This window comes from Arcticibacter sp., assembly GCF_045629565.1.
Taxonomy (GTDB): Bacteria; Bacteroidota; Bacteroidia; order Sphingobacteriales; family Sphingobacteriaceae; genus Arcticibacter.
Genome location: NZ_JAZQRL010000093.1, coordinates 16,703 through 39,445, shown reverse-complemented (window position 1 = coordinate 39,445; position 22,743 = coordinate 16,703). Strand labels below are relative to the sequence as shown.

Here is a 22,743-nt window from a genome sequence, read left to right as displayed (position 1 = left end):
CTTTGTTAGCTTAGCTTAAGCAACGCTTCTTTAATCCGTGGAAGCATCTCCTGTATATCACTTAACGAACAAGCACCAATAGAAGACCTGAACCAGTTAACCGAGCTGTCTGCGCCAAAAGCTGAAAATGGAACAAATGCAGTTTTTGCTTCTTTTATTAAATAGAAGTTGATGTCCTCGCTGTTTTGAAGAACTTGTCCGTCAGGCGTGGTTTTTCCCGAGTAATCGATCTTAATGGTCAGATAAATTGCGCCCATAGGTTCGATAACATCAACATTTAAGCCTTCTGCACGGAATTTCTTGAAGCCGTGGTAAATCGCATCAAGGCTATCCTGAATCTTCCGTTTGAAAGCGGTAAGATAGGTTTCTACCGCTGCTGAGTCCTGAAGGAACGCAGCCATGGCAAACTGCTCCGCCTTTGGAGCCCAGGCTCCCATATGCATGACGAGTGTCTTCATTTTGTCAATAATCAGCTCGGGACCGAATCCCCAACCGACACGCACCCCTGTAGAAGCAAAGCATTTAGAAGCGCCGTCAATATATACAACGTAGTCTTTGATGGCGGGGCGAAGCGATACAGGATCATAATGTCTATGCTCACCGAACGTCAGCATGGCATATATTTGATCGTATATTACATATAACGGCTTTTCAGATTCGCCGCGACGGCTATTTTCCTCAAGAACCAGGTCGCAGATTTCTTCCAGGTCTTTTTTCGAAAACATAGTACCAGTAGGGTTCAGCGGGGAACATAGTGCTATAAGACTAGCATTCTTAATATGCGGACGAAGGTCATCTGCAGTCGGCATGAAATTATTCTCCGGGTTCGTGGTAATGGGAATCCCTTTAGCGCCGGTTAAGGAGCAATAGTGATCATTGTTCCAGGAAGGAGCGGCATAGATCACCGTATCACCCGGATCGATAAGTGCAAGATAGGCTGCATAAATCAACGGACGGGAACCACATGATATCAGAATTTCGCTTGTGTTGAAATTTAATTTATAAGCATTTGCCAGGTAATCGCTTACACCTTGTCGTAGCGAAAGGATTCCGTCAGCCGGTGGATAGTTAGTCTGATGCTCGTCATAAGCCTGTTTTATGTTACTTTTCAGAACATCCGGAATTGGGAAAAGAGCAGGATCAAAATCGCCGATCGTAAGGTTTGCGATCTTTTGTCCTTGTTTTTTTAATTCGTTAATCTCTCCAGCAATCTTGATAATTTCGGAGCCTTTTAACTTTTGTGCTAAACGTGATACACTCATTTCTTCTCTTTATGGTATTAAGATACTAAAGCATCTATAGCGTCCTCTACCTTTTTAAAATTAAAATTGTTGACTACGGATTTATATGCGTCGGTGATTTGCGCATTACAAAGGTTTCCAATGCTCCCTTCATGTACGTGCTTTACCGAAGCTGGTGCTTGAAAATTCCCACTTTCGATCTCCAGTCCAACCTTCTTATATGCTTCTCTGAAAGGCAGTCCCTTAAGCACCTCTTCGTTCACTGCTTCCACACTAAACAGATACGCATATTTTGGATCATCCAATATGTCTGCTTTAATAGAAATGTGCTTCAGCATGTATGTGGTCATTTCCAGACATTCGTTTAATGAAGTAAAGGCTGGAAAGAGACTTTCTTTTAATAGCTGCAGATCTCTGTGATAACCTGAGGGAAGATTGGTGGTCATCAGTGTGATCTCATTGGGGAGGGCTTGTATTTTATTGCAACGAGAACGGATCAGTTCAAACACATCCGGATTCTTTTTATGCGGCATAATGCTTGAACCTGTGGTCAGCTCGTCGGGAAACTTAATGAATCCGAAGTTCTGATTGATGAACAGACATACGTCCATAGCCAGCTTAGCCAAACTAGCAGCAACAGACGACATGGCCTGAGCCAGGATCCGCTCCGTTTTACCCCTACCCATCTGCGCGTAGACCACATTATAATTCATGGAATCGAACCCAAGGAGCTGAGTGGTCATAGTGCGGTTGAGAGGGAAGGATGACCCGTAACCGGCAGCAGATCCAAGCGGATTTTTATTACACACCTTCCAGGCTGCCAACATAAGCTCCATATCGTCTACAAGACTTTCAGCATACGCGCCAAACCACAATCCAAAAGATGAAGGCATGGCAATCTGAAGATGTGTATAGCCAGGAAGAAGCTTGTCTTTATGTTGTTCACTGAGATTTACCAACAGCTCAAATAACGATGTTGTGTTCTGTACCAGGTTCTTTATTTCAGCCCTGAAAAAGAGCTTAAGATCTACAAGTACCTGATCGTTTCTAGAGCGTCCGCTATGTATTTTTTTTCCCGCTTCACCAATTCGCTTGGTAAGAAGCAGCTCCACTTGAGAATGTACGTCTTCAACTCCCTCTTCGATCTGGAACTTACCTTGAAGGATTTCCCCGTAGATAGACTTTAACTCTGCCTGAACTGCTTCGAGGTCTTCCGCATCCATCAGTCCTATACTAGCTAACATACGTGTATGCGCAAGCGAGCCCAGAACATCGGCTTCGGCAAGGAACTGATCTAACTCACGATCCTTTCCTACGGTAAAATGTTCGACCGAACCTGATACTTCTTTATCTTTTTGCCAAAGCTTCATTTATGATTATTTTATTCAGTAATGTGATGTAAATCGATATTGCCTCTTCTATCTCTCTAACGTAGATATACTCGTCTGCCATGTGTGATCGTCCAGAAAATCCTGGTCCCATCTTCAGGGAAGGAATATTTAGCAGGGCCTGGTCGCTTGTTGTGGGAGATCCATATGTCTTTCTGCCCATTCCAAGACCGGCAAGCACGATAGGATGGTGCTTATCTATAGAGGAGGGTTTTAGACGCATGGAGCGCGGTTGTACCTCGCTTGACACGTGTTCTCTGATTATTTGCAGGACTTCCTCCATGCTATAGGCATCAGTCAGGCGTACGTCAACGGTAAAATTACAGGTTGCAGGTACAACATTGTGCTGCGACCCGGCATTAACAATGGTAACCGACATTTTGATTGGTCCGAATACTTCCGACTCGCGGGGGAACCTGTAGGTACTGAACCATTCGATATCCTTAATAGCCTTATATATTGCGTTATCCCCCTCATCACGAGCTGCATGTCCGGCCACTCCTGTGGCGACGCAGTCAAGCACCATAAGCCCCTTCTCCGCGATCGCAAGGTTCATTTCAGTCGGCTCTCCTACTATTGCAAAGTCAAGTGTCCCCAATTCAGGCAAAATGAGTTCAATACCATTTAATCCGGATATTTCCTCTTCTGCGGTAGCGGCAAGGCAAAGGTTGTATTGAAGATCAGGGTTCGGATAAAAGTATCTGAAAGCAGCTATCAATGATACCAGTGCGCCCCCGGCATCGTTACTCCCCAGGCCAAAGAGCTTACCGTCTTCCATATCTGCAGCAAAAGGATCTCTGGTATAACCGGGATTAGGTTTCACGGTATCATGATGAGAATTCAGAAGGATTGTAGGCTTGGACGGATCGTAATGAGCATTATAAGCCCATATATTATTAGCTTTCTCGTGAAAACGAATCTGATGCGTTCTGAAAAAAGACTTCAGTAAGGCGGCTGTCTGATCTTCCTCCCGACTTAGAGAAGGTATCTTAATTAGTTCCCTCAGTAACTTAATACTATCCTCTGCAAGCTGATCAATCATCTACTTTTCTTCTGAGTATAAACCACCGGCTTTCAGTGCTGAGAGCTTTATTCCTTTTATCAGCGAGGAACTGAACCCGTGATATTCCATTTCATTCAGGCCTGCAATAGTACAACCTTTAGGTGATGTGACTTTATCAATTTCGCTTTCAGGATGGCTCTCGTGTATCAATAGCAGATCTGCCGCTCCTTTAGCTGTCTGTACAGCCATCTTAAGTGCATCCTCTGCATGAAAGCCTATCTCCACTCCACCTTGCGAGGCGGCACGGATAGCCCTGAGGAAAAACGCAATACCACATGCACAAAGTGCAGTTGCTGATGTCATCAGCTCTTCGTTTATGACGACTACAGAACCAACCGTCTCAAACATTCCTTTTACCAGATCAACATTTTCAGCTGTGGCATTTTCTGAAGCTATGCAGGTCATGGACTGACCGATCGAAATAGCTGTGTTAGGCATCGCCCTTACCACCTGCACATCCTCTCCAAGCTTGGATTTAATATCATTACAGGAAACACCGGAAATGACCGAAATTACAGTATGTTTCTTTGCTTCGATAACCGGTTTAATTTCGTTAAGCAAGCCATTCAATTGCTGGGGCAATACAGCTAAAATAATGATAGAAGCGTTTGAAACTGCTTCGCTATTATCGCGTGATACCTGGTAACCAAGCCCTGACTGCTCAGATAATCCAGAGACATTCCGTCGAGTTAATATGATAGACGAAGCGGTCTGGTAATTTGACTTTACCAATCCATAGGCTAACGAAAGCCCTATATTTCCGCTTCCGAGGATAGCGATATTACCGATTATACTTTTCATCAATATATGGTTATAAATAGCGATGCATCATACATGCAGTTCTCCATGGATTGCAATCACTTCGTTTAAACTTTTGCTAAGCAAATAGTCGCGTACCAAATTGTGCTATACCTAACATCTCAAGTTCTTCAGACTTACCGATATAAACCTCGCTAACCCCGCTATTTATTGCCTGAAAAGCATTCTGAAGTTTAGGTAGCATTCCACCTGCAATAATATTATCCGCTTTAAGGCGGTCAAATTCCGAAGAGCTTATCTCTCTTATAACTGAGCTGTCGTCAGTAACATCTAAAAGTACTCCCTTTTTTTCAAAGCAGTAGACAAGACTCACCTGATAAAGAGAGGATAGCGCAATGGCAAGAGTTGATGCGATTGTATCTGCATTCGTATTGAGAAGTTGCCCCTGTCCGTCATGGGTAATAGCCGAAAATACAGGAACGACGCCTGTCTGCAGAAACCCTCGCAGTTTATCCCGATCTACTGACAATGGTGTTAGATCACCCACAAAGCCGTAGTCTATATCATTTACAGGTCTTTTGATAGCCTTAATGAGGTTTGCATCAGCTCCGGTTAGCCCGATTGCATTACAATTGTACCTTTGCAGTTGAGCAACTATGTTCTTATTGATAAGACCAGCATAGACCATAGTTACTACTCTTAACGTGTCTATGTCAGTAATCCTCCTGCCATCAATCATCTTGGGTTCAATTCCCATCGTATGAGACAGATCAGTTGCAATCTTGCCGCCACCATGGATAAGTATTTTATCGCCTGGCAGAGCGGAGAAGTCTTTTAAAAAATAATGAAGGTTTTCTGAATTGTCAATGACATTTCCTCCGATCTTAATGACATATAGCGGTTTCTTATTATCCATCATCTCTCTATATTGATGAAAGCAAGTTCTTTAGAACTGTTTGAGCTGCCCAGAGACGATTTGCGGCTTCCTGTATGACAATGGACTCCCCGCTATCCAGTATCTCCGAAGAAAGTTCAAGATCTCTCCGAACCGGAAGGCAGTGCATAACTTTGGCTTCATTAGTAATTTTCAATCTTTCAAGGTCAAGCATCCATCCATCTCCTGAGGAGATAATTTTCCCATAGTCCTGATAGCTCGACCAATTCTTAACATAGACAAAATCTGCATTCTTTAGCGCCTCATTCTGATCGTACGTTATCTGCGCACCGGAGGTAAACTCGTCAGCAAGCTCATAACCTTCGGGATGCGTAATAACAAAGTCAAGCAAACCTTCAGCCTGGGCACGGCACATCCACTCGGAAAATGAGTTTGGAACTGCTTGAGGCAAGGGCTTTATATGGGGAGCCCAGGATAATACCACTTTCGGCCGGGCTATCTTTTTATGCTCCAGAATAGTGATCAAATCGGCAAAGCTCTGCAGCGGATGCCGGGTCGCGCTCTCCAGACTTACCACAGGAATGCCACTGTACTTGATGAACTTGTTGAAGATTTCTTCGCTGTAATCCTCCTCCCTGTTTTTTAACCCAGGAAAAGAGCGGATTCCCAAGACATCGCAATACTCACCAATTACCGCTGCCGCTTCGCGAATATGCTCCACAGTTGTACCGTTCATGATCACCCCATCGCGCGTTTCAAGAGCCCAACCTTCCTTATCCATGTTCATCACCATTACATTCATACCCAGATTAAGAGCCGCTTTTTGGGTACTTAAACGAGTACGGAGGCTGGGATTCAGAAAGATAAGTCCTAAAGTCTTATTCTTTCCGAGACTTTGGTCAGCATAAGGGTTTGCTTTAATTGCAAGAGCTTTCTTTACCAGCTCACTTACATCAGCAACGTCATTAACAGAAGTAAATAGATTCATCTTTGGGTGTTCTCTCCCTTTAGGGATTTAAAGTTCTATTGAATGCCTCCAGAAACCTGTCAGCATGTGCTTTATTTAAATTCAGCGCAGGAAGCAAGCGAATAACATTCGGCTTGGCTTCCCCCGTAAAAATATGATGTTTAAATAATAAATCCTTCTTAACGTGAGAAAGTTCTTCAGGAAGATCGATCCCGATCATTAACCCCTTGCCCCTTACTTCGCGCACCTGTTGAAACTTTCTCAGTTCTTCCATCAGGTATTTACCTACTGTCGATGCATTTAAAAGTAAATTTTCGTCCTCCATAACCTCTAACACAGCAAGCGCAGCGGCACATGCCAGATGGTTTCCGCCAAAAGTGGTGCCGAGCATTCCATGCCAAGGCTTAAATTTGGCTGCTATGGAGATCCCTGCTACTGGAAAACCATTTCCCATACCTTTTGCCATGGTGTATATATCTGCATCTACCCCGGCGTGGTCATGAGAGTAAAATTTGCCAGATCGGGCGTAACCGCACTGAACGGAATCAGCTATATAAACAGCGTTATAGGTGTCACACAAAGTCCGTATGAGCCGCAAAAAATCATCATTTGCCGGCTTAATTCCTCCAACGCCTTGAATTCCTTCGATAATAACCGCAGCTATCTCATTACCATAAGACTGAAAAGCTTCATTGAGCGCATCAAGATCATTGAAGGGAAGGAATACTATATTAGACGTTTCATTAACGGGAGCAACGATTTTAGGATTGTCTGTAGCTGCGACAGCCAAAGATGTGCGCCCGTGAAAAGCACCTTTGAAAGCGATGATCTTCTTTCGTCCATTGTAGAAAGAAGCAAGCTTCAGGGCATTTTCATTTGCCTCCGCTCCTGAATTGCAAAGAAACAATTGGTACTCCGATTTTCCCGAGCTTTGCCCAAGTTTCTCCGCTAGTTCTTCCTGCCCCTTTATACGAATCGAATTTGAGTAAAAACCGATTTTATTTAGTTGCTCAGTTAGCCTCTTAACATAATGAGGATGGCTATGACCTATCGATATAACAGCATGGCCTCCATAGAGATCCAGATATTCCTGACCATTGTTATCCCAAACAAGGCTTCCCTCACCTTTTACGATCTCGATTGGATTTAAGGGATATACATCAAATAATTTCATTGGCATTATCTATATAATTACTCCTCCGATAAGCTTTTGCTATTCGGTCATTAGAAAGCTGCTGCTTTCAGCCTTAATCCGGCTTGCTCATCAAATCCAAAAAGCAAGTTCATATTCTGTACTGCCTGCCCGGAAGCACCCTTAAGAAGATTATCAATTATGCTGATGATAAGCAACTTATTGTCGTGTTTCTCCAGATAAAGGAAGCACTTATTGGTATTGACAACCTGCTTAAGATCAATGTTCTTTTTAAGAACATGTGTGAAAGGATGATCCTCGTAATATTTTGAGAAAAGTTCTGAAGCCTGCTCTAAACTAAGGTCAGACTCCGTATATAAAGAAGCGATAATGCCCCTGGTAAAATCCCCTCTGTAGGGGATAAAGTTCATATCGTCCCTGGTAATTAATGAGCCTGCCTGGTTCAGCGACTGAGTAATCTCTTTCAGGTGCTGATGGGCAAACGGCTTATATACAGATGAGTTGTTATTTCTCCAGCTGAAATGAGAAGTGGGTGATAAGCTCTGCCCAGCTCCCGTCGAGCCTGTGGTCGCAGAGATATGGACTTCTTTATTCAGATTACCAGATTGCGCCAGAGGCAGCAAAGCTAATTGTATGCAAGTAGCAAAACAACCCGGATTAGCAATATTACGGGCCGTTTTTATTTTCTCCTTTTGAAGTTCCGGCAAGCCATAGACAAAGCCACCTCTAAAATCAGCATTCTCTTCTAATCTGAAATCCTGACTCAGATCGATTACTCTGACTTTGGGGTCTACTGGATTTTTATCCAGGAACTTTTTCGCATCCCCATGTCCGACACAAAGAAACAGCACATCTATATCCTGAGATAAAGTGTCAGTGAAAGCGATAGAAGTTTCGCCTGTAAGGTCCGTATGAACGTCAGAAACCAGATTTCCTGCGTTGCTATTACTATGAACGAAATGTATATCCACATGAGGGTGATTTACCAGCAGGCGAAGCAATTCACCTCCCGTATAACCAGCGCCGCCAATAATTCCAGCCTTAATTTTTTGCATAATATAATTTATGTAAACTTTTCTTCATAACGCGTCAACCTTCCGGCAGCCCGTTCACTATATGATAACGAAAGATTACGAGATCCCTTCATTAACCTTATGCCAGATAGAAACCTGGTTTCCGAAAATCTTAGAGAAGCCTTTCACATCCTCTCCAGTATAGCCTTCGTTCATTTCTCCATAGCTACCAAACTTGCTGCTCATCAGATCATTTTCAGATTCGATACCGATAACAAGGAAACGATAAGGAAGTAACTGAACAAACACTTTTCCATTTACCGTTTTCTGAGCACTTGTCATGAATGCCTCAATGTCCCGCATGATCGGATCATGAAACTGACCCTCATGCATCCAGTTTCCATAAAACATTGCCAACTGATCTTTCCAGCTCAATTGCCATTTGGTTAAAGTATGCTTTTCTAAAGCATGGTGAGCTTTGATAATGACCATTGGAGCTGCAGCCTCAAAGCCTACACGACCCTTAATCCCAATGATGGTATCGCCTACATGTATATCCCGTCCAATTCCGAAGGGAGCTGCGATCGCTTGAATTGCTTGTATCGCCTCCACCGGATGTTCATACCTCTGCCCGTTAACTGCTACGAGCTCCCCCTGCACAAATTCAAGCTCCAGATCTTCTGCTATACTCTTGGTAACCTGTGTAGGCCAGGCTTCTTCAGGAAGCATTCCTTTTGAGGTAAGCGTTTCCTTTCCACCTACTGATGTTCCCCAAATACCCTTATTTATGGAGTATTTTGCTTTCTCCGCATTAATTTCCACACCATGCTGATGTAAATATTCGATCTCGGCTTCGCGACTAAGCTTCTGGTCCCGTATAGGTGTTATTATGCCGACCTTGGGAACAAGGATATTGAAAATCATATCAAAACGCACCTGATCGTTACCTGCGCCAGTACTTCCATGAGCAACAAAATCTGCGCCTATTTCTTTCGCATAGTTGGCGATAGCAGTTGCCTGAGTAACTCTTTCGGCACTTACAGACAAGGGATAAGTATTATTTTTAAGTACGTTTCCGTAGATCAGATAACGTAAAGAACTGTCGTAATAGCCTTTAACTGCGTCAACAGCATGATGAGAAGCAACTCCTAACTCATATGCTCGTTTTTCAATTTGTCTAAGTTCTTCCTCACTGAACCCACCGGTATTTACAATTACGGAATGAACTTCAAGATCAAGATCTTTTGACAAGTAAATCGCACAGTAAGAAGTATCTAATCCACCACTGAAGGCTAAAACAACTTTCTTTTTCATTTAATATTCATTTAGTAACAGGAAGACGGTCAAAGAGCCCGGATCTTCCAGATTGTTATATATAAACGGGTCGCATTGCCCGCGTTGATTGTCAGTTTATTACGAATGAACGGCTGCTAAAAGCACTTTCGCAGAACCTTTAAGCTTAGCCTCAATCCGTTCGAACAGTGAGGCCTTTCGAGTCACCTTACTGAGCTTTTCGTTCTGTATACGCTGCTGCTCTTCTAACTCTTTCATCTTCTCCACCGGATCATAGAGCATGGCGGTGCAGAGACAATTTTTGCGCTCCTTCATGGTAAGGATATCATAATTCACACAGCTTTTGCACCCCTGCCAAAACTTATCATCCTGCGTAAGCTCTGAATAGGTGACTGGTTCATACCCAAGTTCAGAGTTTATCTTCATTACGGCCAGACCCGTAGTTAAGCCAAATATTTTCGCTTCAGGATATTTCTCCCGGGAAAGTTTAAATATCCTGTTTTTGATTGCTTTTGCCAATCCGCATTTTCTAAATTGCGGATTCACGATTAGACCCGAATTCGCAACAAAGCTTTCATGCTGCCAGGTCTCTATATAGCAAAATCCTGCCCACGTGCCATCCTGGTGAAGCGCAATCACAGCCTTCCCTTCCCGCATTTTGGTGGCCACATACTCCGGACTTCTCCGTGCAATCCCGGTTCCACGAGCTTTGGCAGATTCTGCCATCTCATTACAAATTTGCTCTGCATAACCAGTATGGATATCCGAAGCTACTATTACAGAAAAATCTTTTTCGTTCATTTTAAAGAAATCCGCTCTTAACGGACGAAGACTCCGCGTCTTGACAATTTTCCAGAAAAATTATTGATTTGACTCTGACGATACCAAGAGCCTTTAAGGGGAGGAATGCCGGCAGTTATCAAACTCTCGGCATAAATGGTCGTCGGTGCCTGAACACCAATTTCCCATTGATATTCTTTTCACCTATCACTACAGGAACATGCCCGGATAACGAGGGACATGCTGAAGTAATGTTAAAAAGAGAATTGTTCATTTCAGTTAACTTACGATATGTAAAACCTATAATTACAATACAAAATTATTGAATTAAATGTAAGTATTGCAACATCAATAAACATTTTTATTCATCTGTGAGTCAAGATATAAGCAATTCACTTTTTATTTTGCGTTCCGCGGAGAAGGATTTAATCATAGGATAGCGTATCACCCGAACTTAGAATGGCAAATCATCTGAGGAATCAGCAGAATAATCTACCTGCGGTTCCTGATAATCAGAAGCACTTTTGTGGCTCGAAGTATCAGTGCCTTCATCGCCTGATGCTCCCCTCCTTCCTAGCATATTGAAATTATCCGCCACAATCTCCGTCACATATCTCTTCGTGCCGTTTTTATCATCATAGCTGCGCGTCCGAAGCTTCCCTTCAACGTAGACTAGCTCGCCTTTTTTCAGATATTTTGCGGCTACATCGGCAAGTCCCCGCCAAACAACGATGTTATGCCACTCGGTCTGTTCAACTCTTTTACCATCTCTGGTATACGTTTCTGACGTGGCTAGCGTAAAATTAGCAACGCTGGCGCCGCCTTCTAAGTGTCGGATCTCAGGATCTTTGCCCAAGTGCCCAACCAAAATGACTTTGTTAACTCCTGCCATAATTTAACTTTTTAATTATGAAGTCAATGTAGGAAGTTTCTAAGAAATGAGAAAATTATTTTTGGCTGTGCTAGCATCTGAAGCTCATCCAACCCTACAAATTGCCAGCCCTTTTCAGCTATTAGTCCAGGCTTATTCGTTTCTATTACCACAAACTGTGCATGGATCGTCTGATGACTTAACTGATGCTTCGTCGGACCATGAACCGAAAGAACAGTAACCCCTTCGCCGAAAGCCCTTACAAAATCTGGTAACACAAGCACCTCCGATACATCAAGTGGTCTTTCCGATTCAAAAAGAGGGAACTCATATAAATTTTCCCAAATATCTTTCGGCCCGCGCTTATTTAACAATATCAAATCACCCGACAGAACAACTGCATAGTTGAAATGCCTCGGTCTGGGAGGCTGTGCTTTCTTCTTGACGGGTAGTTCGGCAATCCTATCATTTCGCAAGGCAAAACATTGCTGGCTTAACGGACATACACGGCAGTCAGGATTACGAGGTTTACAAACCATGGCACCGAACTCCATCATAGCCTGATTGCTGGTTCCCGGATCATTCTTATCGATGACGCTGTTTGCAAGTTCAGTAAACGCTCTCTTTCCTTGCGGACTATTGATGATTTCCTGAAGCCCAAAAAAACGTGACAACAATCTGAAGACATTTCCGTCGACTACCGCCCTTTCCTCATCAGCAGAAAACGAAGCAATCGCAGCGGCAGTATACTCGCCTACTCCCTTCAACCTTAAAAGGTCGTCGTACCGGTGCGGAAAATATCCTCCATGTTCTTCCATCACTATTTTTGAGGTTTTATGCATATTCCTACCTCTTGAATAATATCCCAGACCCTGCCATAGTTTAAGTATTTCATCCTCATCTGCAGCAGCAAAGTCTGCAACAGTGGGGTACTTTTCCAGGAAGCGGTTAAAATAGGGAAGCCCTTGTTCCACTCTGGTTTGCTGTAGAATTATCTCAGAAAGCCAGATAATATACGGGTCCCGCGTATTTCTCCATGGCAGATCTCTTTTGTTCATCCTGTACCAGGCAACAACCTCGTCAATAAATTGCATATGCGAAGTTCCTAAAAACTTAAAGAATTTTGACACAGGAGACATGAATATGACGCCCAGCGCGCCCACGAAAGAATAAGAACGAGCTTCAACAGAAATCATAAGCGGCATTTGAGAACTCGCAACAATGATACATAAGGCCAATTCGCTGGCTCAGAAAATGCATTTAAACCACTGCAGAACGCAGATTTTCAGACTATTTACACTATTTTAACAAAATAAAAAGACCATTTTTTCGTGCTATCTATCTGGCATTTCAGAAGTTAAAAGAAAAATAAACGGATTTATTTTACGAATTCGAATTAAACCAATACTTTTGCAACCCCAAAACAATTAAGAGTTTACGAAAAAGTTTAACCCAATAAGATATGACTAAAGCAGAAATTATCGCAGAGATATCCACCAAAACAGGAATCGAAAAGCTAGATGTGCAGGAAGCGGTAGAAGCATTTTTTAAAGTAATTAAAAACTCAATGGTTAGTGGCGAAAATGTCTACGTGAGAGGTTTTGGGAGCTTCGTTGTAAAGAAAAGAGCAACAAAGACGGCACGTAACATTTCAAAAAACACTGCTATCATCATCCCTGAGCATTTCGTTCCAAGCTTTAAACCAGCAAAGGTTTTCGTTGAAAAAGTAAAGAACGGCAATGTAACAAAACTGGCTGCAGCAGCCGAAGAAGCAAAAACGGCAGCAGAAGCATAATCTCTGAATATGATCAATGGTAAGCAAATAGCAGTAATCGGACTCGTTGTTGTTCTAATGGGACTTCTGTTTTCATTAGACATCAAAGGTTTGGTTAAGGATGGCCAGCACTCGGGGGAAGCTGCCGAAAACGCCTCACAAGCCTCTTTAGTGACAGTTCAAACTGTTTCTGAAACGGCTAAACTAACGCTAAATGCTAACTTATCTGCTCAGATATCCTCTCTGGAAACTCAGCTCAAATCAGCAGGAGAATCAGAGAGGCTACCTCTTTTAAAAGAACTTGCTCAGAAATGGGATGATGTTAATCAACCAGCTCCCAGCGCGTTTTATAATGAAGAAATCGCTGAAAAAGAAAACACATTGTCTGGATGGCTGAAAACAGGAGACCTTTACACAAGTGCTTACAGCACCACTAAAGATTCACTGATACAGCCGACACTTGTTGCTAAGTCTATCGTGGCCTACCAGAAAGCACTGGACCTCGATGCCAACAATCTGAATGCAAAAACAGGGCTAGGCGTAGCATATGTCAGCGGAACACCTGAACCAATGAAAGGGATCACTCTCTTACTTGAAGTTGTCAAACAAGATCCTAAAAATATCAAGGCCAATATGAACCTTGGTTTGTTTTCGATTAAGTCAGGCCAGTTTGATAAAGGAATCAATCGCTTTAAGACTATCATCGAGCAGGAGCAAATGCCCGAAGCTTGGTTCTATCTGGCAACATGTTACGAGAATATCGGACAAAACGCGGAGGCCATACATGCCTATGAGCAAAGCAAGATACTTGCTGCTGACCCTGGCTTCAGTTCCTACATTGATCAGCGTATCAACACATTAAAAAGTAATTAATTAACAATAAAAACATTTAAAAACTTAAAATTATGCCAAGCGGTAAAAAAAGAAAAAGACATAAAATGGCTACCCACAAACGTAAAAAACGTTTAAGAAAGAACAGACACAAGAAAAAGTAGTCTAACTACTTAGTCAGTGAAAAAGACCTCCACGCTCATGCGACCGGAGGTTCTTGTGTTATAATCATTTCTTGTGTCAAACATTGACAGGTAAACTGTCATTAAAAAGGTAGCTGTTGGTAAAAGAATTAATAATCAATTCAGCCCCTAATGGGGTAACTATAGCTTTACTGCAAGACAAGCAACTCGTAGAACTGACCACAGAGCACATTAACAACAACTATGCTGTTGGGGACATTTACCTTGGGCGGATAAAAAAAATCATGCCCGGGTTAAATGCTGCTTTTGTTGACGTGGGCTATGAAAAGGATGCTTTCCTGCACTATCTTGACCTGGGGCCTCAGGTTCAGTCGCTGATTAAGCTGACGAAGATTGTAAAGAACGGCAGTTATAAAGAAAAATTGCTGAATAATTTTAAGCTGGAAGAGGACATTAATAAATCCGGCAAAATTTCCGAAGTGCTAAACCGCAACATGCTGTTGCCCGTTCAGATCGCTAAGGAACCTATATCAACTAAAGGCCCACGCTTAAGTTCAGACCTTTCCATTGCAGGACGATTTGTAGTATTGGTTCCATTTTCGGAGTCTATATCTATTTCAAAAAAGATCAAAAGCAATACAGAAAGAGTTCGTCTTAAAAAAATAGTTGAAAGCATTAAGCCAAAGAATTTTGGCGTTATTATACGTACTGTTTCTGAAGGCAAGGGCGTTGCAGAACTACAAAAAGATCTACTGGATCTGATATCCCGTTGGGAAACCATTTCTGCAAGATTAGAAGCCACTGAGCCTTCAAAAAAAATCCTCGGAGAAATGGGACGTACGTCTACAATTCTCCGGGACTTACTAAACGCAGACTTCACCAATATCCATGTCAATGACACGGCCATATTTGAAGAAGTCCGTATGTATGTCAGAGACATATCTCCCGAACTGGAGAAGATCGTAAAACTCTACAAACACAAAGAGCCAATATTCGAGCACTTTGGGGTAGAGAAGCAGATCAAATCAACCTTCGGCAGAACTGTCAACCTCCCGGGTGGTGCTTATTTGGTAATTGAGCATACCGAAGCGTTGCATGTCATTGACGTAAATAGTGGAAACCGAACGGCCAACCCTGAAAATCAGGAGGAAAACGCCTTCATGGTAAACAAGGAAGCAGCTAAAGAGATCGCCAGGCAACTGCGTCTGAGAGATATGGGAGGTATAGTTGTTGTCGATTTTATCGACATGCACAAACCCAATAACCGTAAAGATCTTTTTGACTACTTAAAGCAACAAATGGCTCTTGATCGTGCCAAACATACCATACTGCCTCCAAGTAAATTTGGACTTGTCCAGATCACCAGGCAACGGGTACGACCAGAGATGAATATTGTTACCAATGAAAAATGTCCGGCCTGTGATGGAACAGGAGAGATTAAAGCCAGTATTGTCTTGATGGACGACATCGAGAACAATCTGAACTATATCTTAAGTGAGCAGAATGAGAAAAGTGTTACGCTCACTGTACACCCTTACATTGAGGCCTACATTAAGAAGGGAATCATCTCCAGACAATGGAAGTGGTTCTTAAATTACGGCAAATGGATTAAAGTTAAATCCTCGCCATCCTACTATCTTACCGAATTCCACTTTATGAATTCAAAAGACGAAGAAATTAAGCTTTAGCTTCGAAAGGACCCGGAAACACGCCGGGTCCTTGTTTTTTGTACCTTTTCCAAGCCCGGGCCGTCTGTCTTTGACATTCTCCTGATGCGGCTCATCCGCCACACGTGACCACGCTACCAACAAATAGTAAGCAATTGCCGATACATAATGCTATTTTCGTGTGAAATAGATTATATACAATTGGCAAAAATAAAATCCGCATACTTCTGTCAAAGCTGTGGCTACGAATCAGCAAAATGGCTGGGTAAGTGTCCGTCATGCAATGAGTGGAACTCGTTTGTTGAAGAAGTGATACAAAAACCAGGCAACTCTGTGCCTGAATGGAAAGGCTCTGGAGCCCTCTCCAAAGTTGCAAAACCATCATCCATACACGAGATAACTTACAAAGAGGAGAGCAGGTGGGTAAGTCCTGATGCTGAATTCAACCGGGTATTAGGTGGCGGCATTGTACCAGGATCGCTCGTACTTATTGGAGGAGAACCAGGCATCGGGAAGTCAACCCTGATGCTTCAGCTGGCATTGCAACTGAAGATGAAAAAGATACTTTATGTATCTGGAGAAGAAAGCGAGCATCAAATTAAGATGAGGGCTGAAAGGCTTAGTCCGCAAACTCTTCCGAAAGACAAGAACGGAGTGTTCATTCTCACAGAAACATCCACACAAAATATATTCAAACAGATTGAAATATTAGAGCCAGGCCTGGTAGTAATAGACTCCATCCAAACTCTCCACTCAGCACACATCGAATCAACGCCCGGCAGCGTCTCACAGGTACGGGAATGCACTGCTGAACTCATGCGCTTTGCTAAAGAAACCTCTACCCCTGTTTTCCTCATTGGCCATATCACGAAAGATGGATCCATTGCCGGACCCAAAATCCTGGAACATATGGTTGATACCGTTTTGCAGTTTGAGGGAGACAGACATCATGTTTACCGTATTTTGCGAGCCGTGAAAAACCGATTTGGCTCCGCTTCAGAGCTCGGAATATACGAGATGCAGGGGGCAGGCCTGCGAGAGGTCTCCAATCCCTCAGAGATTCTCCTTTCTCAAAGAGATGAGGAGCTGACGGGCATCACCATCTCAGCCATGCTGGAAGGTGTCAGACCGATGCTTATTGAGACGCAGGCATTGGTCAGTCCCTCAGCCTACGGAACCCCTCAGCGGTCCGCTACAGGCTTCGATACACGAAGAATGAATATGCTCCTTGCCGTTCTGGAAAAACGCTGTGGTTTTAGATTGAGCGCGAAGGACGTATTCCTCAATATTGCCGGCGGTTTACGCGTCGAAGACCCCGCTGTAGATCTTGGAATTATCGTCGCGATAATCTCCTCTCACGAGGATATAGCAGTATCCTCTAAAACATGTTTCGCGGCTGAAGTCGGATTATCCGGCGAAGTGAGAGCCGTCAACAGGATAGAACACCGTATCGCGGAGGCAGAGAAGCTCGGCTTTGAGCGAATCTATATCTCCAAATACAATAAAAAAGGTTTGGATCTTAGCAAGTATTCGATCAAAGTAGAAACTGCTTCCAAGATTGAAGATGTATTTGCTTCCCTCTTCGGATAGAGAGCATAAAAAAGGCCGCTAAACGCGGCCTTTTAATCTATTTACTTAAGTACATCGATTTCTCTTTGTATAATTTTACGAAATACGGATCTTCCAAATCCTTTATAAACCGAATCGCTTCACCCGTAGACTTCATCTCAGGTCCCAATTGCTTTTCAACTTCCGGGAACTTATCGAAAGAGAATACTGGCTCCTTAATGGCATAACCCACCAGCTTGCGCTCAATCTTAAAGTCCTTAAGTTTATTAGCACCCAACATGATCTTAGCCGCTATATTGATATAAGGAACGTCGTATGCCTTTGCGATAAACGGAACGGTCCTTGAAGCTCTTGGATTAGCTTCAATCACATATACATCCTCACCTTTGATCGCGAACTGTATATTAAGCAATCCTCTCACATCCAGCGCCTTTGCAAGCTTAACAGTATATTCCTCCATCAGATCAGTAACCTTCTTCGGTAAATTAAACGGAGGAAGTACTGCACTTGAGTCTCCGGAATGTATGCCCGCAGGTTCGATATGCTCCATCAAACCAACGATATGTACGTCTTCACCGTCACAGATGCTATCTGATTCAGCTTCTTCTGCACGATCGAGGAAATGGTCAATCAATACTCTGTTACCCGGCAAATCACCCAGTAATTTCACCACCGCTTTTTCAAGATCTTCATCGTTGATAACGATACTCATACCCTGACCGCCCAATACATAACTCGGACGAACAAGAACAGGATATCCTACCTGGCTTGCAACCTCGATAGCCTCTTCAGCACTCTCCGCTACACCGTATTTAGGATAAGGAATGTCAAGATCCTTCAAAAGGTCAGAGAAACGCCCCCTGTCCTCAGCGATGTCCATGTTATTAAATGAAGTACCGATGATCTTGATGCCCTTTTCATGAAGCTTTTCTGCCATTTTCAAAGCAGTCTGGCCACCCAGCTGAACAATCACACCTTCGGGTTTCTCAAGGTCAATAATCTCGCGTACATGCTCCCAAAACACAGGCTCAAAATAAAGCTTATCTGCCATGTTGAAATCGGTAGACACCGTTTCAGGGTTACAATTCACCATGATCGATTCATAGCCGGCTTCTTTAGCTGCCAAAAGACCATGAACACAAGAATAATCAAACTCGATACCTTGTCCTATGCGGTTAGGCCCTGATCCAAGTACGATAACCTTCTTCTTATCAGACGGGAAAGATTCATTCTCGTCCTCGTATGTAGAGTAGTAATACGGTGTTTGTGCCTGGAATTCTGCAGCGCAGGTATCAACCATTTTATAAACACGTTTAATACCCAGCTCTTTTCTACGGTCGTAGACATCGTCTTCAGTGACAGAATTACCCAGCAACCAGGCAATCTGAACATCAGAGTACCCTTTCTGTTTTAAAGTCAGGAAGAAATCTCTTGGGATGTTAGTCAGAGAATAACGTTTGATCTCCGTCTCCAGAGCAACAAGTTCCTGAATCTGAACAAGGAACCACTTATCTATCCGGGTAACCTTACGGATCGACTCCAGCGGCACACCCATGCTCATCGCATCCTTGATCAGGAACAATCTGTTCCAGCTCGGATGCTCCAGACCATGCATGATCTCATCCAGGTTACGACACTGCCTGCCATCCGCACCTAATCCAGAACGTCCAATCTCAAGGCTTTGAGTGGCTTTCTGGAGAGCCTCGATAAACGTACGGCCTATAGCCATAACCTCACCAACAGACTTCATCTGAAGTCCTAGCTCCGTATTAGCACCCTTGAACTTGTCGAAGTTCCATCTCGGAACCTTTACAATAACATAGTCAAGCGTAGGCTCAAAATAAGCCGAAGTAGTCTTTGTAATCTGATTTTCAACTTCATCCAGATTGTATCCAATGGCTAGCTTAGCAGCAATCTTCGCGATAGGGTAACCTGTCGCTTTCGATGCAAGAGCGGATGAACGGGAAACCCGCGGGTTGATCTCAATAGCTATAATCGATTCATCTGCAGGATTAACTGAAAACTGAACGTTACACCCTCCGGCAAAATTACCGATCGCACGCATCATCTTCATCGCCTGATTACGCATCTCCTGGTAACAACGATCGCTTAAGGTCATAGCCGGAGCAACGGTAATCGAGTCGCCGGTATGTACGCCCATCGGATCGAAGTTCTCAATCGAGCAGATAATAATTACATTATCCTTGTTGTCTCTCAGTAATTCCAGCTCATACTCTTTCCATCCAAGCACTGCTTGTTCAACCAATACCTCGTGGGTTGGAGAAGCTTGCAGACCGCGGCTTAAAGCTGCATCGAAATCTTCTTTCTTGTGAACGATACCTCCTCCGGTACCACCAAGGGTGTACGAAGGACGAATGACTAAAGGAAATCCGATTTCCTGGGCAGCTTCCTTACCTTCCAGGAAAGAGTTTGCAATTTTAGATGTCGCTACCCCCACGTTGATATCCACCATTAACTGGCGAAACTCCTCGCGGTTTTCTGTCTTTTCGATCGCTGCAACGTCAACACCAATCACACGGACATTGTATTTAGCCCAGATACCTCTTTCTTCAGCCTCTTTACACAAGTTTAATGCTGTCTGTCCGCCCATAGTTGGCAAAACAGCATCAATTTGGCGTTCAGTAAGAATCTGCTCTAAACTCTCGCAATTAAGCGGTAGAAGATAAACGTGATCTCCGATCACTTTATCCGTCATAATAGTAGCCGGATTGGAATTAATGATGGAAACTTCAATCCCTTCATCTTTAAGAGATAAAGCCGCCTGCGATCCCGAATAATCGAATTCACAAGCTTGACCGATAATAATTGGCCCTGAACCGATGATCAGGACTGATTTAATGGATGGATCTTTTGGCATAGGGTTGTTAAAAGTCAAAAGTTAAATCGAAGTCTTAAGACTTCATAACCAGCGAGATTTCCTATGCTGTTTATGAAAATCCCGGCCTGATTGTCGGGATGCAAAGGTAAGGAATAATAATCCTTTTTTGATTATTAAGATTAAAAAATTAAACAACTTCTCATTCAACATAAAGCCTCAACGGAATTGCATTACCTGCATCCGGCCTGTTGCGTCCGCGTACGGTTTTTATACCTTTGCACCGTGATCGCCTATACAATGAATTTCGGAGAACTTATTCTCAATCAGCTCGTTCAGACCTCAGCGCTGGAATGGCTTGGAACAGTCACCGGATTTTTCTGCGTCTACCTCGCTGCAAAGGAAAATATCCTGAGTTGGCCTGTCTCGATTATAAGCGTGCTTGCTTACTCCGTACTCTTTTTCCAGTACCACCTGTTTGGTGACGCTGCTTTGCAAATCTATTTCCTTGGAACGGCTATCTATGGATGGTATTTTTGGAGAAAAAACAAGCAGGAAGATCACAAGCCGGTAGTTTCCCTCAAACCTCGGGAATACATACTGGTCGGAATTGCCGTGCTTATTTTATCAGGCCTGCTGGGTCTCTTCCTTGATCATTTTACCCCAACAGATGTTCCCTATATAGATGGCGCCTGCACAGCCATCAGTTTCGTTGCTCAGATATTGCTTACGCGGAAGGTATTGCAAAACTGGCTATTATGGATCATCGTTGACATTATGTATGTACCGCTATATCTGTATAAGGAACTGGCACTGACGGCCATCCTCTATGTAGTATTTTTATTTATTGCAGCAGTGGGGTATAAAGATTGGAAAAAGACATGGAGAACAGCTCAGGCATAAAGAAAATAGCAGTGGTAGGGCCAGAGTCGACCGGAAAATCTACCATTTCGGCTCAACTGGCAGATCACTATCAAACCGTATGGGTACCCGAATACTCCCGCGAGTACTGCAGCCAGCTTACCGGTCCCTGCAGTTGGGAAGATGAAATCAATATGTTTAAAGGACAGCTGGCTCTTGAAGAACAGCTTTCACCTCAGGCAAACAAATTACTCATTTGCGATACTACATTCATAACAGTGAAAATCTGGAGCGACTATGTATTTGGTAAAGCACCAGAAGAGGTCCTCAGTGAATTACCCAGGCGTCATTATGACCTGTACCTGCTGATGGACATAGACCTTCCCTGGGAAGATGACCCTTTAAGAAACTTTCCCGAGCTGAGAGAGTACTTTATGGATGTCTGGAAAAAGGAACTTCAGGCACTAAACGCCAGCTATTATATCATCAGTGGAACCCATGATGTGAGAAAAAGGAATGCAATTAATACAATAAATCAATTCTTTAACATCATTTAACAAAGATTATTCAAGATTTTTCATAGTTTTACCACTATACCAATTAGATAAAGCGATATGCTATCAAGCAGGTTCGCTTTTACGAGTTAAACGAATCTGCTTAACTAAGGCACAAATGGAGACGAGGGAAAAGACTGGGATGTATTTATTTGGTGCCAGGTACTTTTATTAATGACTTAGCTCTCCTAAGTATACGTTCTTTTTAGTTAATGATTAAAAAAGCCTTCTGCTCTTCAGAAGGCTTTTTTTTTTGCGCAACATGCTTATATTCGCTTCGTAAAAAATCATCTATGGAATTCTTATCTAACCCTGAAATCTGGGTTTCTCTCCTAACCTTAACTGTCCTTGAGATCGTCCTGGGAATAGACAATATCATTTTCATATCCATCCTGTCAGGTAAGTTGCCTGAACACCAGCAAAAGAAAGCTCGACAGATCGGACTGGCCCTGGCTATGATCACACGTATCCTTCTTTTACTGTCACTAAGTTGGGTCATGACACTTACAGATCCGCTTTTCAATATCGGCTCCTGGATTGGGTTAACAAGTCCCGACTGGCTCGAAAAACTGGCTATATCAGGCCGTGATCTTATTCTGTTAACTGGAGGATTATTTCTTATCTATAAGAGTACAGCCGAAATACACGACAAACTTGAAGGACATGAGCATGAAACCGGCGTAAAAAAAGTCTATTCTTTTACCGGCGTTCTTGCCCAAATACTAGTACTCGATGTCGTATTTTCTCTTGACTCTGTCATCACCGCAGTAGGAATGGCTGACGAGGTTCTGGTGATGATCGCAGCGGTGGTTATATCCATCATCGTTATGATGTTCTCTGCCGGTGCCATCAGCGCCTTTGTTAATAAACACCCAACGGTTAAAATGCTCGCATTGTCCTTCCTGCTGTTAATAGGCGTGTCCCTGATCGCAGAAGGCCTTGATCAACATATACCGAAAGGATATATCTACTTCGCAATGGCTTTCTCTGTGCTGGTTGAAATGCTTAACCTGAAAATGAAAGGCAGCTCCCAGTCGCCGGTAAGCCTGAAAAACTTTCCCGACGAAAGCAAACCTTAATCAAAA

20 protein-coding genes are annotated in these 22,743 nt (G+C 43.2%); 7 read left to right on the top strand and 13 right to left on the bottom strand.

All coding sequences use genetic code 11. From position 1 onward, the window contains the following. Positions 1-5: 5 nt before the first annotated feature. The 12 genes from ACKI5J_RS11440 to mutY form a co-directional block, all read right to left on the bottom strand. Positions 6-1,262: a pyridoxal phosphate-dependent aminotransferase gene (locus ACKI5J_RS11440; protein WP_407429599.1), complete on the bottom strand. Its 1,257-nt coding sequence runs from the start codon at positions 1,260-1,262 to the stop codon at positions 6-8. Between the two features lie 17 nt (positions 1,263-1,279). Beyond that, positions 1,280-2,611 carry an argininosuccinate lyase gene (gene argH, locus ACKI5J_RS11435; protein ID WP_407429597.1) on the bottom strand — a complete coding sequence of 444 codons (1,332 nt, stop codon included), beginning with the start codon at positions 2,609-2,611 and terminating at the stop codon, positions 1,280-1,282. Continuing rightward, positions 2,589-3,671 (bottom strand): M20 family metallo-hydrolase, encoded by a 1,083-nt coding sequence (locus tag ACKI5J_RS11430; RefSeq protein WP_407429595.1) that lies wholly within the window; start codon positions 3,669-3,671, stop codon positions 2,589-2,591. The genes argH and ACKI5J_RS11430 overlap by 23 nt, the downstream gene beginning before the upstream one ends. Next, a complete protein-coding gene (gene proC / locus ACKI5J_RS11425) occupies positions 3,672-4,493 on the bottom strand; it encodes a pyrroline-5-carboxylate reductase (protein WP_407429593.1) in 822 nt (273 codons plus the stop codon). A gap of 76 nt (positions 4,494-4,569) precedes the next feature. Continuing rightward, positions 4,570-5,370 (bottom strand): acetylglutamate kinase, encoded by an 801-nt coding sequence (argB, locus tag ACKI5J_RS11420; protein ID WP_407429591.1) that lies wholly within the window; start codon positions 5,368-5,370, stop codon positions 4,570-4,572. 4 nt (positions 5,371-5,374) lie between these two features. After that, complete coding sequence (locus ACKI5J_RS11415) at positions 5,375-6,334, bottom strand: acetylornithine carbamoyltransferase (protein WP_407429589.1); 960 nt, start codon at positions 6,332-6,334, stop codon at positions 5,375-5,377. Between the two features lie 19 nt (positions 6,335-6,353). Then, positions 6,354-7,487 carry an aspartate aminotransferase family protein gene (locus tag ACKI5J_RS11410; protein ID WP_407429587.1) on the bottom strand — a complete coding sequence of 378 codons (1,134 nt, stop codon included), beginning with the start codon at positions 7,485-7,487 and terminating at the stop codon, positions 6,354-6,356. Between the two features lie 50 nt (positions 7,488-7,537). Continuing rightward, entirely contained in the window at positions 7,538-8,521 is a 984-nt protein-coding gene (gene argC, locus ACKI5J_RS11405) for an N-acetyl-gamma-glutamyl-phosphate reductase (protein ID WP_407429585.1), read from the bottom strand. A gap of 75 nt (positions 8,522-8,596) precedes the next feature. Then, the gene (argG, locus tag ACKI5J_RS11400) at positions 8,597-9,793 is read right to left on the bottom strand and encodes an argininosuccinate synthase (RefSeq protein ID WP_407429583.1); all 1,197 of its coding nucleotides are present in this window, start codon (positions 9,791-9,793) and stop codon (positions 8,597-8,599) included. 99 nt (positions 9,794-9,892) lie between these two features. After that, positions 9,893-10,573, bottom strand: a complete 681-nt coding sequence (locus tag ACKI5J_RS11395) for a GNAT family N-acetyltransferase (RefSeq protein WP_407429581.1) — start codon at positions 10,571-10,573, stop codon at positions 9,893-9,895. Positions 10,574-11,006: 433 nt separating this feature from the next. After that, a complete protein-coding gene (locus ACKI5J_RS11390) occupies positions 11,007-11,444 on the bottom strand; it encodes a single-stranded DNA-binding protein (RefSeq protein ID WP_407429579.1) in 438 nt (145 codons plus the stop codon). Positions 11,445-11,467: 23 nt separating this feature from the next. Then, positions 11,468-12,619, bottom strand: coding sequence for an A/G-specific adenine glycosylase (mutY, locus tag ACKI5J_RS11385; RefSeq protein ID WP_407429577.1), 1,152 nt, complete (start codon positions 12,617-12,619; stop codon positions 11,468-11,470). 266 nt (positions 12,620-12,885) lie between these two features. On the opposite strand from mutY, the gene ACKI5J_RS11380 reads away from it, so the two are divergent. The 4 genes from ACKI5J_RS11380 (at position 12,886) to radA (ending at position 17,428) form a co-directional block, all read left to right on the top strand. Then, positions 12,886-13,218 (top strand): HU family DNA-binding protein, encoded by a 333-nt coding sequence (locus tag ACKI5J_RS11380; protein ID WP_106292335.1) that lies wholly within the window; start codon positions 12,886-12,888, stop codon positions 13,216-13,218. Positions 13,219-13,227: 9 nt separating this feature from the next. After that, complete coding sequence (locus tag ACKI5J_RS11375; RefSeq protein WP_407429574.1) at positions 13,228-14,070, top strand: tetratricopeptide repeat protein; 843 nt, start codon at positions 13,228-13,230, stop codon at positions 14,068-14,070. Between the two features lie 238 nt (positions 14,071-14,308). Then, positions 14,309-15,859 carry an Rne/Rng family ribonuclease gene (locus ACKI5J_RS11370; RefSeq protein ID WP_407429572.1) on the top strand — a complete coding sequence of 517 codons (1,551 nt, stop codon included), beginning with the start codon at positions 14,309-14,311 and terminating at the stop codon, positions 15,857-15,859. A 180-nt stretch (positions 15,860-16,039) separates the two neighbouring features. Next, a complete protein-coding gene (gene radA / locus ACKI5J_RS11365; RefSeq protein ID WP_407429570.1) occupies positions 16,040-17,428 on the top strand; it encodes a DNA repair protein RadA in 1,389 nt (462 codons plus the stop codon). A gap of 37 nt (positions 17,429-17,465) precedes the next feature. Here the strand turns inward: radA and carB are convergent, their stop codons facing one another. After that, entirely contained in the window at positions 17,466-20,285 is a 2,820-nt protein-coding gene (gene carB, locus ACKI5J_RS11360; protein ID WP_407429568.1) for a carbamoyl-phosphate synthase large subunit, read from the bottom strand. Positions 20,286-20,543: 258 nt separating this feature from the next. Here carB and pnuC point away from each other — a divergent pair, with 258 nt between their 5' ends. From pnuC to ACKI5J_RS11345, 3 genes are all read left to right on the top strand, one after another. Then, positions 20,544-21,146, top strand: a complete 603-nt coding sequence (gene pnuC, locus ACKI5J_RS11355) for a nicotinamide riboside transporter PnuC (protein ID WP_407429566.1) — start codon at positions 20,544-20,546, stop codon at positions 21,144-21,146. After that, positions 21,125-21,661, top strand: a complete 537-nt coding sequence (locus tag ACKI5J_RS11350; RefSeq protein ID WP_407429564.1) for an AAA family ATPase — start codon at positions 21,125-21,127, stop codon at positions 21,659-21,661. The genes pnuC and ACKI5J_RS11350 overlap by 22 nt, the downstream gene beginning before the upstream one ends. Positions 21,662-21,951: 290 nt before the next feature. Next, positions 21,952-22,737, top strand: a complete 786-nt coding sequence (locus tag ACKI5J_RS11345) for a TerC family protein (protein WP_407429562.1) — start codon at positions 21,952-21,954, stop codon at positions 22,735-22,737. Positions 22,738-22,743 lie beyond the last annotated feature (6 nt).

Bases quoted from the DNA above. Each gene is read 5' to 3' on its own strand.
- ACKI5J_RS11430 (WP_407429595.1), bottom strand. From the start codon at position 3,671: ATGATTGATCAGCTTGCAGAGGATAGTATTAAGTTACTGAGGGAACTA.
- mutY (WP_407429577.1), bottom strand. From the start codon at position 12,619: ATGATTTCTGTTGAAGCTCGTTCTTATTCTTTCGTGGGCGCGCTGGGC.
- ACKI5J_RS11375 (WP_407429574.1), top strand. From the start codon at position 13,228: ATGATCAATGGTAAGCAAATAGCAGTAATCGGACTCGTTGTTGTTCTA.
- ACKI5J_RS11395 (WP_407429581.1), bottom strand. From the start codon at position 10,573: ATGAACGAAAAAGATTTTTCTGTAATAGTAGCTTCGGATATCCATACT.
- carB (WP_407429568.1), bottom strand. From the start codon at position 20,285: ATGCCAAAAGATCCATCCATTAAATCAGTCCTGATCATCGGTTCAGGG.
- ACKI5J_RS11380 (WP_106292335.1), top strand. From the start codon at position 12,886: ATGACTAAAGCAGAAATTATCGCAGAGATATCCACCAAAACAGGAATC.
- ACKI5J_RS11345 (WP_407429562.1), top strand. From the start codon at position 21,952: ATGGAATTCTTATCTAACCCTGAAATCTGGGTTTCTCTCCTAACCTTA.
- ACKI5J_RS11410 (WP_407429587.1), bottom strand. From the start codon at position 7,487: ATGAAATTATTTGATGTATATCCCTTAAATCCAATCGAGATCGTAAAA.
- ACKI5J_RS11350 (WP_407429564.1), top strand. From the start codon at position 21,125: ATGGAGAACAGCTCAGGCATAAAGAAAATAGCAGTGGTAGGGCCAGAG.
- argH (WP_407429597.1), bottom strand. From the start codon at position 2,611: ATGAAGCTTTGGCAAAAAGATAAAGAAGTATCAGGTTCGGTCGAACAT.
- ACKI5J_RS11390 (WP_407429579.1), bottom strand. From the start codon at position 11,444: ATGGCAGGAGTTAACAAAGTCATTTTGGTTGGGCACTTGGGCAAAGAT.
- argC (WP_407429585.1), bottom strand. From the start codon at position 8,521: ATGCAAAAAATTAAGGCTGGAATTATTGGCGGCGCTGGTTATACGGGA.
- ACKI5J_RS11415 (WP_407429589.1), bottom strand. From the start codon at position 6,334: ATGAATCTATTTACTTCTGTTAATGACGTTGCTGATGTAAGTGAGCTG.
- ACKI5J_RS11440 (WP_407429599.1), bottom strand. From the start codon at position 1,262: ATGAGTGTATCACGTTTAGCACAAAAGTTAAAAGGCTCCGAAATTATC.
- argB (WP_407429591.1), bottom strand. From the start codon at position 5,370: ATGATGGATAATAAGAAACCGCTATATGTCATTAAGATCGGAGGAAAT.
- proC (WP_407429593.1), bottom strand. From the start codon at position 4,493: ATGAAAAGTATAATCGGTAATATCGCTATCCTCGGAAGCGGAAATATA.
- argG (WP_407429583.1), bottom strand. From the start codon at position 9,793: ATGAAAAAGAAAGTTGTTTTAGCCTTCAGTGGTGGATTAGATACTTCT.
- pnuC (WP_407429566.1), top strand. From the start codon at position 20,544: ATGAATTTCGGAGAACTTATTCTCAATCAGCTCGTTCAGACCTCAGCG.